The organism is Pedobacter sp. UBA4863, assembly GCF_002399615.1.
Classification (GTDB): domain Bacteria; phylum Bacteroidota; class Bacteroidia; order Sphingobacteriales; family Sphingobacteriaceae; genus Pedobacter.
Genome location: NZ_DHDZ01000026.1, coordinates 42,007 through 57,807, shown reverse-complemented (window position 1 = coordinate 57,807; position 15,801 = coordinate 42,007). Strand labels below are relative to the sequence as shown.

The window sequence follows — 15,801 nt, the reverse complement described above, 5'->3', positions numbered from 1 at the left end:
TAAAATCATTAACTTTGTGCAAACAATTACAAAAAACTTAATTAGATAAAAATGAACTTTCCATCAGAGTTAAAATACACCAAAGATCACGAATGGATATCGGTATCAGGAAATGAAGCTACTATTGGCATTACTGATTTTGCACAAAGAGAATTGGGAGATATTGTTTATGTAGATATCAATACCGTTGGTGCCGAAGTTGCCGCAGACGAAGTATTTGGTAGTGTAGAAGCTGTTAAAACAGTTTCTGATCTTTATATGCCAGTTACAGGCACAATAAACGAAGTTAATGCAGCCCTAAACGATAACCCTGAGTTGGTAAATAGTGATCCGTATGGTCAAGGTTGGATGGTTAAAGTTGCTTTGGCAAACGTAGCCGACGTTGACGGATTGTTAAGCGCAGATGAATATAAAGCTTTAGTAGGCGCATAAGCATGGCCGCTATCAAAGCACTAAAGTACCAACGCTGGGCCATACTATGGACAGTAATTATTTTAGTGCTTTGTAATATTGATTTATCTAGCAGCGGTGATAATAGTTTCTTCTTTACGGGTTTCGATAAATTAGCCCACTTAGGTTTCTTCTATGTGCTTACTATTCTATTGTTCTACGGAAAAATAAAATATCAGCACAACTACAGTTTTCGCTCGCTCACTATTTTTAAGATCATTATTATTTCAGTACTCCTGGGCGGAGGCATAGAACTGCTACAATGGAAGGTGTTTACCTATCGCTCTGCCGAATGGTGGGATTTTGGCTGTGATATGATGGGTTGCTTTATGGGGGTGTTTAGTTACGTGCTTTTACACTTGTCAAACTACAATGAAGAAAAGGTTTAAACTAATTTTAATTTTTTTTCTGGTTTTGTTACTGGCATCTTGCAGCATTTTTAAACCTAGCTGTAAATGTCCAAAAGCGTCTTATTTTCATAGCTAGAGCCCATAAATGCGCCTCATCATTAAATTCTTAAATTCTTGTTTTCAACGTTTGTAACGACAAAGTTAGTTGTATTTAAAATGTTACTACACTTTTAACATTTATTAACAAACTTTTGTGGCTTTTATAAGTCTGACTAGATGATCTCAAAAAATAATTTTTTAAATATAAAAATGAACAAACATTTACAAAGATTGCTATTTGTGACTACGCTTTTGCTAGTCAACATTGCTTTTGCACAAGCTCAGGGAACTGTGAGCGGAAAAGTGCTCAACCAAAAAGATAAAAAACCAATAGACTATGCCTCTATAGCTATTAAAAAAATGAGCGCCGACTCTACTGTGGTAGGTGCAGTTTCGAGTAACGCAAATGGCACATTTGCTATTAACAATATTGCGGCAGGCAAATATAAACTGTATGTAGTTTACCTAGGTTTAAAAACCATTAACAGAGAATTTGAACTTACCGCAGGTAAGCCGAGTATTAACTTTGGAGAACTGCTAATGGAAGATACAGGGGTAACTTTAAAAGGAATAGAGATTAAGGGCGAAACACCTCCTGTTGTAGTGAAGAAAGATACTTTAGAAATTAGTGCATCTACCCTAAAGGTTAAAGAAAATGCAGTAGTTGAAGATTTGTTGAAAAAAGTGCCCGGAGTTGATGTTTCTAAAGATGGAACCGTAACAACACAAGGCGAAACCATTAAACGCGTACGTGTTGATGGTAAGGATTTTATGGGCAACGATCCGCTTTTGGCCACCAGAAACCTCCCTGCCGATATGGTAGATAAAATCCAGATTATAGACGACATGTCTGAGCAATCTAAATTTTCTGGCGTTGACGATGGTAACCGTGAAAAAATATTGAACATTGTAACCAAAAATGGCGTTAAAAATAAAGGTTATGTAGGTAACAGTACCCTAGGTTATGGAACTAACGATAGGTACGATGTAAACCTTAACGTAAACCGTTTTGATAATGCACAACAATTGTCTTTAATTGGGCAATTTAATAACGTAAACAAACAAAACTTTGGTGGCGGTATTGGCGGTGGAAGAGGACGTGGTATGATGTTTGGCGGTGGCGGCGGTCAACAATCGGGCATTACAACCACCAATGCTGCGGGAATTAATTTTGGCGACACTTACGATGACGGTACACAGTTCAATGCCAGTTATTTCTTTAATAAAACATCATTGTATAATACCAATATTTCAAATTCACAAAACTTTATTGGCAACAATGTGATTACCAATAACAGCAACTTAGAAAGCACTACCGAGCGTTTAAACCACCGTTTAAATTTTATGGTAGATACCAAGTTAGATTCTGCAACTTCTATCAGGATACAGCCAAATATCTCCTATACCGAAAACGATGCAAATAGCTTAACAAACTACATTAGAAATAATACAGCAGGCAATACCGTGGGTTCTCAAAGCTTAATTACAGGTGCTGCTTCGCCTTCAATCAACAATAATTTGCTAATTAGAAGGAAGTTTTTGCGCAGAGGACGTACGTTATCTTTAAATGTGAATACCAACATCAACAATAACGAAGAAAATATTTTTAATAAGAACCCAGAAACTAGAACTACCCAATTGGGTGCTATAACCACAACAGCACTAAATCAGTTAAACGATAATAAAGTTAACTCATTTAACAATACTGCCAGGTTAGTATATACAGAGCCGCTTTCTAAAACCCTAAACATAGAATTTAACTACCAAAACACCTACGCACACGACAATAGGGCACGTAACGTTTACGATTTTAACAACGCTACACAATTGTACGATTTGGTAAATGTAGATTTTACTAATGAATTTGAAAACATCACTTGGACAAATGCGCTAGGTTTAAGCTTAAGCAAAACCCAGAAAAAATACAACTGGAACGTAGGAGTAGCAGCACAGCAAACCAATCGTAAAAACGATAATTTAACTACTGGCCTGTTGTTTAAACAAGATTTCATTAACATCACACCTTCGGCACAGTTTAGATATACTTTTAGTAACAATAAACGTTTAAGATTCGAATATAACGGACGTACCAACCAACCAAGTATAGATCAAATTCAGCCGGTAATAGACAATACCAACAACTTGAGCATTACCACTGGTAACCCTAACTTAAAGCCTTCGTTTGCTAATAATTTCAGAATATTCTATAATAACTTTGATTTTGCAAGTTATCGTACTTTGTTTTTAGGTGCTTTTATTACCCAAACTTTTAACGACTTTGGTATTACACAAAATGTGTTAAGTACGGGAAAAATAGAAAATAAATACATAAACGTTGATGGTAACTACAATGCCAATATATTTGGTAGTTTAGGCTTGCCAATTATAAAGGGCAATAAGTTAAACTTACAAATTAACGGAGGTATATCTAACGGACAAACAACCAACATCTCCTCAACCGGAGCAGAAATGGTAACCAAAAACCTAGGTATATCTAACGGTTATAAATTAGTGAGCAATATTGATAAGTTTGATTTAATTGCAGGTGTTTCTGGTAGATGGGATAGGGCAAATTACACCAATACACAGCTAAGCGAAACCAATTATTACACGCTTTCTCCTAATATCGATATTAGTTATATGTTCCCAGGAAATATCCGTTTACAATCAGACTTAACCTATAACAACTATACAGGTAGAGGCGATTATAACACTTCAAACATGGTGGTCAACGCATATATCAGTCGCCAATTCTTTAAAAATAAAGGTACATTTAAGCTGTCGGTAAACGATTTACTTGATCAAAATGTTGGTATTACCCGTACCGCTACAGCAAATACAATTTCCGATCAAAACTTTAACGTATTAAAACGTTATTTTATGTTCTCATTTACATACTCGCTAAGTACTATTGCAGGTATGCAAACCCAAGGGCAGAGAGGCCCAGGTAGTTTCAGAATGGGTGGACACGGAATGTAGGCAGTTTTTGCATTCACTAAAACTAAAAAGAGCTCACCAATATTGGACTGAAGCCCAAAAGTTGGGCGAACCTTAAAAATTAATTACGATTAAGAGCCCGGTATTTTATCGGGCTCTTTTTAGTTAGCAATATTCAGTGCTTTTTTAGCGTGAATATTATCTGTGTGTATAAAATCTGGATCTTTATCAACCACAGGCCGCAATTCATCCCTAAAATAGGGCGTCCAAAGCTGAACTTTTAAGCCGGCAGCCTTAGCTTTTTGTACTTCTTCTGCCGTAGCTTTTACACCTTCTACACTTACTCCATCATAACCTCTGGCTAAGGCCGTGGCAATATGCTCCTCCATGTCGCCATCGCCAGTATAGTACCTCACCATTTTTTCAGTTTTTTCATACAGTTTAAGTTGCGAAAGAAAGCGTGGGCTATCGAATTCTAGAAATATTTTTTCGGTTCCCTCTGCCATGCTAGGTAGATTGGCCAAGCTGGCTGCAAGCTTATCGTAATAACTAGAGCGCCCCCCAACCAACTCAAACACCCAAGATGGAAATGTAGGTTTAATATCTAATGAGATGTAAAAATTTTTGCCCCTGCTTTCCCAAAAGGCTACAAGTTCTGAAAGCTTATATATCCTATCTTTCTTAGTTTCGTGGCAAAGCATTATCTGCTCTAGTTCTTCATCGTTCATTGCCGGAATAAATCTTTCAGGATCTTCATTGCAATCATAATCATTTACATCTTGGTTATGATACATCCAAATGGTGCCATCCAAACTCATCGCAACATCTGTTTCTACCCCATCGAGGGTTTCTATGGCCTGTGCAAAAGATGGTATCGTATTTTCCATGTGCACGTCGTTAAAAAAATTACTTCCTGCTCCTTTATGCCCAAGAAATTTAACATTGGTAACGAGTTTGTCCTTCTTACAACTTAAGCAGCAAATGGCAAACAGTAATAAACACGAGATCGATAGCTTTTGGACAATATTCATAAGTGCCTGGATAAAAAGACGTAAAAGTAGGTATAAATGGTGGTTTAGGCAAGTTTTGGACTTGTGTACGCTACATCTCTTTACCTTTTTGTTACATTTCCTTATTTGGATTTGATATAAATAAAAACTAACTTGCGGGAGTTTTAATCTACTATAAAAAGGTGTTTTACACACGCAAATAAATTTTTTGTATGAAACTTTCGCAACTAAGTCCTGGCCAAAAAGCTACCATTGTTTCTTTTACAGATGCAGAGATGTCGGTAAAATTAATGGAGATGGGATGTCTTCCAGGAGAAGTAGTAGAGATTGAAAGATGCGCACCACTTGGTTGCCCCATTGCTATTCGCGTAGCAGGCTATCAACTTTGTTTACGTAAAAGCGAGGCAGCGGTAATTGTAATTCAATAATATTTTGGCTGATTTAAAAGTTGCATTAGTTGGTAATCCGAATACCGGAAAATCTACCCTTTTTAACCTTTTAACCGGTCTAAACCAAAAGATTGGAAATTTTCCGGGCATTACTGTAGATAAAAAAACCGGATATTGTAAGCTTCCCTCTGGCAAAACGGCAGAAATAATAGATCTGCCAGGTACGTATAGTCTTTATCCAAAAAGTAAAGATGAGCGTATCGTTTTTCAAGTTTTAGCAGACGAGCGTAATAATGCCCATCCAGATATCATCGTTTTGGTAGCAGATTCTACCAACCTTCGTCGTAATCTTTTATTGTTTTCGCAAGTAGCAGATTTAGGTAAGCCTATGCTATTAGTGCTAAACATGGCCGATATGGCAAAGAAAGAAGGGATTAGCATTGACGTTGATAAATTAGCAGAGCGTTTGGGAGTACAAGTGGTAAGTATATCGGCTCGTAAAGAAGAAGGTATAGCTCAACTAAAAAAGGCAATAGCCCAAACAACTACTGTGGCTACCCAAAACAGCAGTGTCGAAACTAAAGATTTTGCGCCAAAAGCAATCGAAGAAATTAAGCGAAAAATTGGTGTAGATAACGATTATTATGCGCTGCAAATACTTCATCAACACGAACATTTAACCTTCTTTACTGCAAAGGAACAGGAAGAAATAGAAACAATTGAAGTAAGCAATAGTTTTGATACAGTAAAGCTGCAAGGCGAGGAAACGGTTGCCAGATACAAACATTTAAGTAAAGTATTAAATGATGTAGTAACCGATACTGGAGCAGAAAGAAAATTTATACTTACTGATAAGATAGATGCCGTTTTAACCCATAAAATTGGGGGGGTCATTATTTTCTTCTTCATTCTTTTTTTCATCTTCAACGCAATTTTCTCTTGGTCGTCGGTGCCAATGGATATGATAGAAGGTGGATTTGCAACATTAACCGAATGGGGACACGAATACCTTCCGGCAGGTGTACTTACAGATTTGTTGTTGGATGGCGTGGTGGCAGGTTTGGGCGGTATCATTATTTTTATTCCGCAAATTGCTGTCCTATTTGCATTAATTTCCATTTTAGAAGATACAGGCTACATGGCCCGTGTTACCTTTATGATGGATAAGGTGATGCGTAAATTTGGGTTGAGTGGAAAATCTGTAGTGCCCATGATTGGCGGTATTGCCTGTGCGGTGCCTTCTATTATGAGTGCCCGTAATATCGAAAATTGGAAAGACCGTATCATCACCATCATGGTTACCCCCTTGATAAGTTGCTCGGCCAGGTTACCAGTTTATACATTGCTTATTTCGTTAGTAGTACCCAACGAAAAAGTTTTGGGAATTTTAAACCTGCAGGGCTTGGCATTAATGGGCATGTATTTAATCAGTATTGCCGCTGCTATTTTGGTTGCATTGGTTTTTAAATTTATCTTAAAAGCAAAAGAACGTTCGTACTTTATTATGGAATTGCCAGTATATCGTATGCCACGCTGGAAAAACGTGTTGTTTACCATGTACGAAAAGTCTAAGGCGTTTGTGGTAGAAGCCGGTAAGGTAATTATTGCCATCTCTATTATTTTATGGGTGATGTCCACTTATGGGCCTAGCCAGCGTTTCGAAGCCATAGATGCCAAATACAATAACATAGAAGCAACCTCTACAGATAGCGTACAATTGGCATCGTTAGAGCGAGATAGGGCGGCAGAGAAGCTAGAAAATTCTTATGCAGGAATTGTAGGGAAAGTAATAGAACCGGCCATTAAGCCTTTGGGTTACGATTGGAAAATTGGCATTGCATTAATTACCTCTTTTGCGGCCCGCGAAGCTTTTGTAGGAACCATGGCAACTATTTACAGCGTAGAAGGTGCAGAAGATAGCGAGGCGGGCGAACTTCGATTAAGAGATAAAATTGCCGCTGCTAAAGACCCAAAAACAGGCTTGCCAATATTTACCATTGCCACCGCATTTTCGCTGATGCTGTTCTATGCCTTTGCCATGCAGTGCATGAGTACGGTTGCTATTGTTTACAGAGAAACCAAATCATGGAAGTGGCCGGTTATACAGTTGGTTTACATGACGGTAATGGCTTACGTGGCGGCGTTAATTGCTTATCAGCTTATAAACCCCTAACGGTGACTTTATGCTAATGGATACTATGATGTTATACACCATACAAAAGTCCCCTTTAGGCGATTTAGGGGTTAATTCGTACATTTAACCATGATTTCTCCATTGGATAAAAAAGAAGTTTTAGCTCAATATATGCCTCCTTTGGCTGCGCCAATTATTGCCAAATGGATCGACTATTTCCAATGTGAATTTAAAATCTCAAAAAATAGAACTACAAAGCTAGGCGATTATCGACACCCATTTAAGGAAAGTGGGCATAAAATATCGGTGAACAACGATTTAAACCCCTATGCTTTTTTGGTAACTACGGTACACGAGTTTGCACACCTGCTTACTTGGAACGACCATAAGAATAAGGTGAAACCACATGGTGCAGAATGGAAGAATAACTTCAAAAAGATGATGAAGCCTTTTTTCGATTTGGAAGTGTTTCCGCCAGAGGTGAACCAAAGTATTGTTGCTTATTTGAATAATCCGGCGGCCTCTAGCTGTACCGATTTGCGTTTGGCAAGGGCCCTGAAAAAATACGACCAGCAAGGAGAAACGATCCACGTAGAACAATTGCCTATCAATTCGATTTTTACTTTAAAAGATGGACGTAAATTTCAAAAGGGAGAACGCATGAGAAAACGTTATCGCTGTACTTGTTTAGATAATGGTAAGATTTACCTGTTTAACCCATTGGCCGAGGTTCATACACCCTAAACAAGACTTAATTAATGCTAGTACGATAATAATTTTTGTACCATTTCTCCCAATCGGGCTTTTGCTAAAAAATCATCTTCCAGTACCTTGCTCATCGGTATGGCCGTATCTAGGCTAGCACAACGCATTACTGGCGCATCTAAATATTCAAAGCAATGTTCGTTAATCCAAGCAGAAATTTCGCCACCAAAACCACTGCTAAGGGTGTCTTCGTGTAAGATTAATACTTTTCCGGTGGCTTTTACCGCTGCTGCAACCGTTTCTTTATCCCATGGTTGTAAACTCACTAAATCTATTAAAGTGGCCGCAATTTCTGGATGTGTGTTGAGGTAATCTAATGCCCAATGAACGCCCAAACCGTAGGTAATAATGCAGAGCTGTATTCCATGCCGTAATACATTGGCCTTTCCAATTTCTAAGGTGTAAAACCCTTCGGGAACTAAACCTGTTAAACTGCGATATAAATATTTGTGCTCAAAGTAAATCACCGGATTAGGATCTTCAATGGCAGCCAATAACAAGCCTTTCGCATCGTATGGGAAAGCCGGGTAAACTACTTTTAAGCCTGGTGTTTTGGTAAACCAAGCTTCGTTGCTTTGCGAATGGAAAGGTCCGGCGCCGGTGCCAGCACCTGTTGGCATACGCACCACTACATCGGCTTTTTCGCCCCAACGGTAATGTGTTTTGGCTAGATTGTTCACAATTTGATTAAAGCCAACGCTTACAAAATCGGCAAACTGCATTTCTACCATAGCCTTACAGCCATTAATAGATAAGCCTAAACCAGCACCAACAATGGCCGATTCGCAAATAGGTGTGTTGCGAACTCTGGCTTTACCAAATTCGGCAACAAAACCATCTGTGACTTTAAAGGCACCACCATATTCTGCAATATCTTGGCCCATTAATACCAAATTACTGTGGCGCTGCATAGCGATTCTTAAACCGTCGGTAATAGCGTCTAGATAACGTTTTTCGGTGGAAGGCAAAAGCGGTGCAACAGCTGTGGATGGATGAGGGGAATACATATCGGCAAGCTCTTGCTGTATATTGCTTTGTGGTTCTGGCTCAGCAAAAGCTGCTTCAACTTCACCGTCAATCTGTTTTTTAAAGTCGTTTCTAAGCGCTGATATAGTGCTTTCAGTTAAAATGCCTTCATGCAATAGGAAATCTTCGAAATTCTTTACTGGATCTTTCTGTGCCCATTCATCAAACAAATGTTGAGGTACATACTTAGTGCCCGAAGCTTCCTCGTGCCCACGCATTCTGAAAGTTAAACACTCTACCAAGATAGGTCTTGGGTTTTTGCGGACATCTTCCGCTAGTTCTTTTAGCTGATCGTAAACCTCTAGGATGTTGTTGCCATCTAGTTGTACACCTTCAATGCCGTAGCCAATGGCCCTATCTACCAAATGCTTGCACTTAAACTGCTCATTAATTGGGGTAGAAAGCCCATATCCGTTGTTTTCAATCAAGAAAATGACAGGCAAATTCCAAACAGCAGCCACGTTAATGGCTTCGTGAAAATCGCCTTCGCTGGTAGCGCCTTCGCCTGTAAAAACTAAGGTTGCTTTGGGTTTTTCTGCAATTAAATCTGCCAAAGCAATGCCATCTGCTAGTGCCATTTGTGGGCCCAGATGCGAAATCATGCCAATAATCTTGTGTTCTTGCGTGCCGAAATGAAAAGACCGGTCTCTGCCTTTCGTAAAGCCGGTTACTTTGCCTTGCCATTGCGCCATCAATTTTTTAAGAGGAATATCTCGAGAGGTGAAAACGCCCAAATTACGATGCATAGGTAAAATGTACTCATCGCTTTGCATGGCTAATGTACTGCCTACAGCAATAGCCTCTTGGCCAATGCCCGAAAACCATTTGCCAATTCTGCCTTGGCGTAACAAAATCAGCATTTTTTCTTCTACCAAACGAGGGTAAAGTAAACGCTTGTAAATAGCTAATAACTCTGGATTGGTTTTTTGCTTACGGTCGAACTGCATGAGGGAAATTTACGAATTTAGATTTATGAATTACGATTTTCATAGACTAATTTCCTAAGTGCTAATTCTTAACCCTAATCTATCTCTTTCTTTTTTTGATGTTCGTCCCAGCGTTTAGCAAAAGATTTAGGTGCTACTTCGGGCATTTCACGGTATTTGCCCCAGCCTTTTTTAAAGAAAGTTTTAAGGAAGAAATTTTTTGTCTTTCCACTGAAAAAATCCATGAAAGAGCGTTGTTTCATTCCCTTTTTCCAAAGTTTCCAGCCAATGTTTTCGGTAGTTGTATTTTCGTTCGCTACTACGGCATCTCTACGGTTAAGTAGCAGCATTTTATGGATATCAATCTTAACGGGGCATACTTCAGAGCACTTACCACACAAACTAGAGGCATAGCTTAAATGCTTAAACTCTTTCATGCCTTTAAAATGTGGGGTAATAATAGAGCCAATTGGACCACTATATGTGGTGTTATATGTGTGTCCACCAATGTTTTTATATACCGGGCAGGCATTTAAACAAGCCCCACAACGAATGCAGTATAAAGCTTGGCGTTGTTCTTTTTGTGCCAATAGATTTGTACGGCCATTGTCTAATAAAATCACATACATTTCTTCAGGGCCATCTGTTTCATGCGCTTGGCGTGGGCCGCTTAAAATGGTATTGTAAACCGTTAAGTTTTGTCCCGTGCCATGACTAGAAAGCAAAGGCCAAAATAAATCTAGATCGGTAATAGAGGGTACTAATTTCTCGATACCTACAATAGCAATATGTATTTTCGGAAAAGTAGTGGTTAATCTTGCATTGCCTTCGTTTTCAGTTAGCGCCATGCTTCCTGTATCAGCAATTAAAAAGTTGCCGCCAGTAATGCCAATATCCGCATTTAGATATTTATCGCGGAGCAATTCACGAGCTTTTTGTGTTAATTGTTCGGGTGTTGCGTCTATTGGTGTTCCAAACTTTTCATTAAACAACTTGGCAATATCTTCCTTGCTCAAGTGCATGGCTGGCGTAACAATATGGTAAGGTGCTTGCCCCAACAATTGCACAATGTATTCGCCCAAATCGCTTTCTAAACTTTCAATGTCGTGTTTTTCTAAAAACTCATTCAAATGAATTTCTTCGGTAGTCATCGATTTAGATTTGATGACCGTTTTACCCTGTACACGTTGAATAATCTGAAGAATTTCTTTCTGAGCTTCGGCAGCATCATTGGCCCAAATTACTTTGCCGCCACGTTTCTGAAAATTCGATTCGAACTCAGGTAAAAGTTTGTCCAAATTTTCCATTACACGCCATTTGGTAACGTGCGCCTTACGTTTCGATGCTTCTAAATTTTCAAATTTCGACAGGCCACGCTCTACCGCAACATTGTACTTGCCAATATTGTGATTAATAATATTACGATGTGGAATATCGAAAGCCTTTTCGTCAGCTTTTGCTAGAAATTCTTCGGCAACGTTCATAAGTCTTCAAATATAGGGAAATAGGCTAGGGCTTTAAAATTTAACGTAATGTTGTTGATAGAATTGTTTTATCTTCCACAGGTTGTATTCATTTTAATAGCTGGCCATTATCGCTCTTGCCCCTTTTCGGAGTTTGCAGCTCCGAAGCCCTATCATATTGTTTTTGATACGAATGATAAGACAGCTTACAAATTCTTAGGCAAGTTCGATATTGCAAAATGTAGAACAACAGTTTCGTAAGTCTTTGCGCTTTATTCCTTGCTCAATTACCTAAAACTACTGCAAACTATCAATTTCTTTCATATAAGCCAAATAGGCTTCCTTGTAGTTCAGGTTCCGATGCACTGGTTTAGAAATAAACGATAAAAAATCTTCTAAATCGGCCTCGGTAAAACCTAATTTCCTAAACAAAGCTTGATCGTTTTGCCAGTTTTCTGGGTTTACCCTAATGGTTGCCATTTGTTTGTATAGCAAAACTCCTTTTCTAAATTTAGCGTAGCCAATGTTTTGTTTAAAGGCCTGTACGGCATCAACTAATTTTTTATAGGTAACAATGGTGTCAACATGGCTCTCGATAAGTATCGTATAGAGAATCTGGGGTTTTAATAGCTCAATATCTACACTATCGAGTGCTACGAAGGTCTTTAATACTTCGATGTCTTTAAGAAAAAGTGTGTCGGTAGCTTTTAAGCGGGTTTTTAAGAAATAAGGTTCTTGCGAAAGCAGCTTTTGATTAGTCGAATTTTGTTGGGCTGCTGCCAAAAAACTGATGGTTAATAAGAGAACGGTAGTTAAGAATTTGAAATAGGCATTGTTTTTCATTGCTGCAAAGGTAGGTTTTAATGCAATAAGACTTGTTTTTTATTTCGAAGGCCTCAACAAAAGGAAACCGTTAACTCTTCTAAAAACAAAAATCCCGCTAGTTGTCTAACGGGATTTTTGTATGCTTACTAGCTTATTTGGTTTTTAACGAACCATCTTCGTTTTTGTTAACTACGGGGCGTTGAGCTGCATTTGCCAACTCCCAAGCAGTGTAATAAACTAACTGTGCTCTTTTTGTTAGCATAGGGAAGTCTATTTTGCTCACTTCGTCTCCTGGTTGATGGTAATCTTTGTGAACACCGTTAAAGTAAAAAATTACTGGAATGCCGTGTTTAGCAAAGTTGTAGTGGTCCGAACGGTAGTAGAAACGATTAGGGTCTGTGCGGTTGTTGTATTTTTCGTCTAGAACAATATTTACATAATCGGTATTTGCTTTTTTGCCAATTCTATCTAAATCGTCGCTTAGCATGTTAGAACCAATAATGTAAACGAAGTTGTTATCTCCAGGACGGCTATCGTCGCCACGGCCAATCATGTCTATATTTAAATTAGCGATGGTGTTTTCTAATGGAAAGATCGGATGTTCCGAATACCAATCAGAGCCCCACAAACCTTTTTCTTCGCCTACCACGGTCATGAACAAAATACTGCGTTTAGGGCCTTTTCCAGCTTTTTTAGCTTTGGCAAAAGCTTCTGCTAACATAATTACGCCTGTAGTTCCAGAACCATCATCGTCTGCGCCGTTGTTTACCTTATCTGTTGCATTAGGATCATCTACTAAACCAATATGGTCGTAGTGGCCAGTAATTACCAAAACTTCGTTCTTTAATTTAGGGTCAGCGCCTTCTAAAAAGCCCAAAACGTTGTCTGCTTTAAGGTCGGTTTCTTCTAGTTTTGCCGAAAAAGACACTGGTGCGTTAATTACTACTGAAGCAGGTTTTAAGGTTTCGGTAATTTTTTTCTTTATCTCATCTAAATTGGTAGTTGCAGCCGCTAAAATTTGGTTGGCTACTGCGGTGCCTATGGTTACAACAGGCAATTGCGCTGTGTTAACAGCTGCGTTTGCTCTTTTTAAACCTGTGCTACCGTTAGATAAAAATGACTTCATCGCTGCGCTGATGTTGTCTGCATTTTGGTTAATTACCAAAACGCCTGCAGCCTTGTTGTCTAAAAGGTACTTAATTTTCGCTTGTTGACTGCCTACACTGCTTTGTCCTCTTCTGCCAGTTGTTGTAGCTGGAGCTTTCGCGGTAGGGTCGCCAGTTGCAAAAATCATGACTACTTTTCCTGCAACGTCCATTCCAGCGTATTCATTAAAATCTTCTTTATTTAAGCCGTAACCTGCAAAAATTACAGAAGCTGCGGTTACATTAAACCCAGCTGCAGGTACAGTTTGCGGCATGATATAAAAGTCTTTTAAATTTTCTTTGCTCTGCGATGCCACGGTTAAAGTAGCGCCAGATACGGTTTTTGAAGAAATACCTACTGGTTGTAAATAGGGGTCGCTACTGCCTTTAACTGGACCAACCAAGCCAAAGCTCTGGAATTGTTTTTTGATATATTCAGCAGCCATCCAAGCGCCTTTTTTGCCTGTTTCGCGGCCTTCGTACTCGTCTGATGCTAAGATAGATAAATGTTTAAATGCGCTCTCTTTGTTTATTGGGGCACTAAACTTAATGGCATTTTTATCTTGGGCCATTGCACCAATACTTAGCGCTAGCGCAAGCGTAGTGGCTAAAAATTTTTTATTCATTTTTATGTTAGTTAATAAGTTTTAATGTATTAGCACGAAATTTTATTTACCCTGTTGGCGTGTCTTCCACCTTCGAACGGAGTAGTTAAAAAAGTAGTTACCATTTCTTTGGCCAAATCTTCTGATACAAAACGAGCCGGAATGCAGATCACATTGGCATTGTTGTGTTGTCTGGCCAGCGATGCGATTTCTGTTAGCCAAGTAACTGCCGCTCTTACCCCTTGGTGTTTATTTGCCGTAATGGCAACGCCTTGTGCACTGCCGCAAATGAGAATGCCGAAATCGGCTTCGTTATTTTCTACCGCACTTGCTACAGGGTGGGCAAAATCTGGGTAATCTACAGAATCTAGCGAACTTGTGCCGAAATCTGTGAGTTGGTAATTGCTTAAAAAAGCTTTTAAAAGCTCTTTGTATTCAAAACCGGCATGGTCTGCACCGATGGCTATTTTTAACGTATTTGCTGTGGACATGTTCAAATTTATATAGAATTATAGATATTGAAAGTAAAGATTTTGTTGCTTATTTTTTGCCGTAAAATGCTAGTTCGGCCTTTTGTTTTTTTCTTTCGATGTTTGCCGAAATTAATATGCTCAACTCGTATAGCAAGAAAAGTGGGAAAGCCACAATTAACATGGTATATGGATCGGCCGTAGGGGTAACCACGGCAGCCACCACCAAAATTAATACTGCGGCATATCTTCTGGTAGAACGCATAAACTTTGGTGTCATGATACCCAATTTAGATAAGATATAAATGACTACTGGCAATTGAAATATAATGCCAGAACCAATGGTTAAGGTTAATACCGTTGATAGGTAAGAAGAAATGGTAAAGGTATTTTCTATGCTGGTGTCAACCGTGTAATTTACAAGGAAATTAATAGAAAGCGGACAAATCAGGTAATAGCCAAATAATAGGCCCAAAGCAAATAAAAAGGAGGCAAAGGCCACAAAGCCACTTGCCGATTTTCTTTCTTGCTCCAATAAAGCAGGTTTAATAAACAACCAAATTTCGAACAAAATGTAAGGAATACCTACAATAATTCCGGCCATGATACACGAATTCATTTGTAAGGTAAATTGGCCAGCCATTTCTGTATTAATAATTTTTGCTTTTATGCTGGTAATACAAAATTCGTTACCAATAGACGGGAAAGCCTCTACCAATTTACACATCATGCGATAGGTCCAAAAATCGGGATTTTTGGGTGCCATAATTACGCTATGCCAAATAAAATCGGTAAAATAGAAAGCGGCACAAACTAAAATGGTAATTACCAATAACGAACGTAAGAGGTGCTTACGCAAAACGTCTAAATGGTCGAAGAAAGACATTTCTGCCTCTAAGTTTTTTCCTTTGTTTTTTAAAGAATCGATTAGGTCTTTGGCTTTATTATCACTCATTGTTATAAAATGTAAACAAAAATACCATTCTATTTGATTAGAACGGTATGGATAGTGCAATTAACTTGTTTAAAATGATTTTTGACTAAGTTTTACTATTTAAACCTGTTGTGCATTTAGCCACAGATACACAGATTTTTGTTGTTTTTAATGAAAATTAAAACGAAATATTACGCATCAATAATGGATTTAGCCCAAAAACTAAGAAACTGTTTAAAAATGATGTTAATATTTTACAGGTTGGGTTTGGTG

General features: G+C 38.5%; 13 protein-coding genes. 6 read left to right on the top strand and 7 right to left on the bottom strand.

Annotation, left to right across the window (positions count from 1 at the left end; genetic code table 11):
* The first annotated feature begins 51 nt into the window (after positions 1 to 51).
* The 3 genes from gcvH to B3I52_RS04460 all read left to right on the top strand — a co-directional run bounded on the left by gcvH (position 52) and on the right by B3I52_RS04460 (position 3,878).
* Positions 52 to 432, top strand: a complete 381-nt coding sequence (gcvH, locus tag B3I52_RS04470; RefSeq protein WP_293299246.1) for a glycine cleavage system protein GcvH — start codon at positions 52 to 54, stop codon at positions 430 to 432.
* Positions 433 to 434: 2 nt separating this feature from the next.
* On the top strand, positions 435 to 839 hold the full coding sequence (locus B3I52_RS04465; protein ID WP_293299245.1) for a VanZ family protein: 405 nt from the start codon (positions 435 to 437) through the stop codon (positions 837 to 839).
* 270 nt (positions 840 to 1,109) lie between these two features.
* Positions 1,110 to 3,878, top strand: coding sequence for an outer membrane beta-barrel family protein (locus tag B3I52_RS04460; RefSeq protein WP_293299244.1), 2,769 nt, complete (start codon positions 1,110 to 1,112; stop codon positions 3,876 to 3,878).
* Positions 3,879 to 3,997: 119 nt separating this feature from the next.
* Here B3I52_RS04460 and B3I52_RS04455 read toward each other — a convergent pair whose 3' ends face one another.
* Positions 3,998 to 4,867, bottom strand: coding sequence for a glycerophosphodiester phosphodiesterase (locus B3I52_RS04455; protein ID WP_293299243.1), 870 nt, complete (start codon positions 4,865 to 4,867; stop codon positions 3,998 to 4,000).
* Between the two features lie 191 nt (positions 4,868 to 5,058).
* Here B3I52_RS04455 and B3I52_RS04450 point away from each other — a divergent pair, with 191 nt between their 5' ends.
* From B3I52_RS04450 to B3I52_RS04440, 3 genes are all read left to right on the top strand, one after another.
* Positions 5,059 to 5,274, top strand: coding sequence for a FeoA family protein (locus tag B3I52_RS04450; protein WP_293299242.1), 216 nt, complete (start codon positions 5,059 to 5,061; stop codon positions 5,272 to 5,274).
* Between the two features lies 1 nt (position 5,275).
* A complete protein-coding gene (gene feoB / locus B3I52_RS04445) occupies positions 5,276 to 7,408 on the top strand; it encodes a ferrous iron transport protein B (RefSeq protein ID WP_293299304.1) in 2,133 nt (710 codons plus the stop codon).
* A gap of 90 nt (positions 7,409 to 7,498) precedes the next feature.
* Entirely contained in the window at positions 7,499 to 8,113 is a 615-nt protein-coding gene (locus tag B3I52_RS04440; RefSeq protein WP_293299241.1) for a SprT-like domain-containing protein, read from the top strand.
* A gap of 17 nt (positions 8,114 to 8,130) precedes the next feature.
* Here the strand turns inward: B3I52_RS04440 and B3I52_RS04435 are convergent, their stop codons facing one another.
* The 6 genes from B3I52_RS04435 to tatC all read right to left on the bottom strand — a co-directional run bounded on the left by B3I52_RS04435 (position 8,131) and on the right by tatC (position 15,549).
* On the bottom strand, positions 8,131 to 10,107 hold the full coding sequence (locus B3I52_RS04435; protein WP_293299240.1) for an alpha-ketoacid dehydrogenase subunit alpha/beta: 1,977 nt from the start codon (positions 10,105 to 10,107) through the stop codon (positions 8,131 to 8,133).
* A gap of 74 nt (positions 10,108 to 10,181) precedes the next feature.
* On the bottom strand, positions 10,182 to 11,570 hold the full coding sequence (locus B3I52_RS04430; protein WP_293299239.1) for a LutB/LldF family L-lactate oxidation iron-sulfur protein: 1,389 nt from the start codon (positions 11,568 to 11,570) through the stop codon (positions 10,182 to 10,184).
* Between the two features lie 276 nt (positions 11,571 to 11,846).
* A complete protein-coding gene (locus B3I52_RS04425; RefSeq protein WP_293299238.1) occupies positions 11,847 to 12,392 on the bottom strand; it encodes a hypothetical protein in 546 nt (181 codons plus the stop codon).
* Positions 12,393 to 12,525: 133 nt separating this feature from the next.
* The gene (locus tag B3I52_RS04420) at positions 12,526 to 14,145 is read right to left on the bottom strand and encodes a M28 family peptidase (protein ID WP_293299237.1); all 1,620 of its coding nucleotides are present in this window, start codon (positions 14,143 to 14,145) and stop codon (positions 12,526 to 12,528) included.
* Between the two features lie 29 nt (positions 14,146 to 14,174).
* Positions 14,175 to 14,615, bottom strand: a complete 441-nt coding sequence (rpiB, locus tag B3I52_RS04415) for a ribose 5-phosphate isomerase B (RefSeq protein ID WP_293299236.1) — start codon at positions 14,613 to 14,615, stop codon at positions 14,175 to 14,177.
* Positions 14,616 to 14,664: 49 nt separating this feature from the next.
* Positions 14,665 to 15,549: a twin-arginine translocase subunit TatC gene (tatC, locus tag B3I52_RS04410; RefSeq protein ID WP_293299235.1), complete on the bottom strand. Its 885-nt coding sequence runs from the start codon at positions 15,547 to 15,549 to the stop codon at positions 14,665 to 14,667.
* Between the last annotated feature and the right edge of the window lie 252 nt (positions 15,550 to 15,801).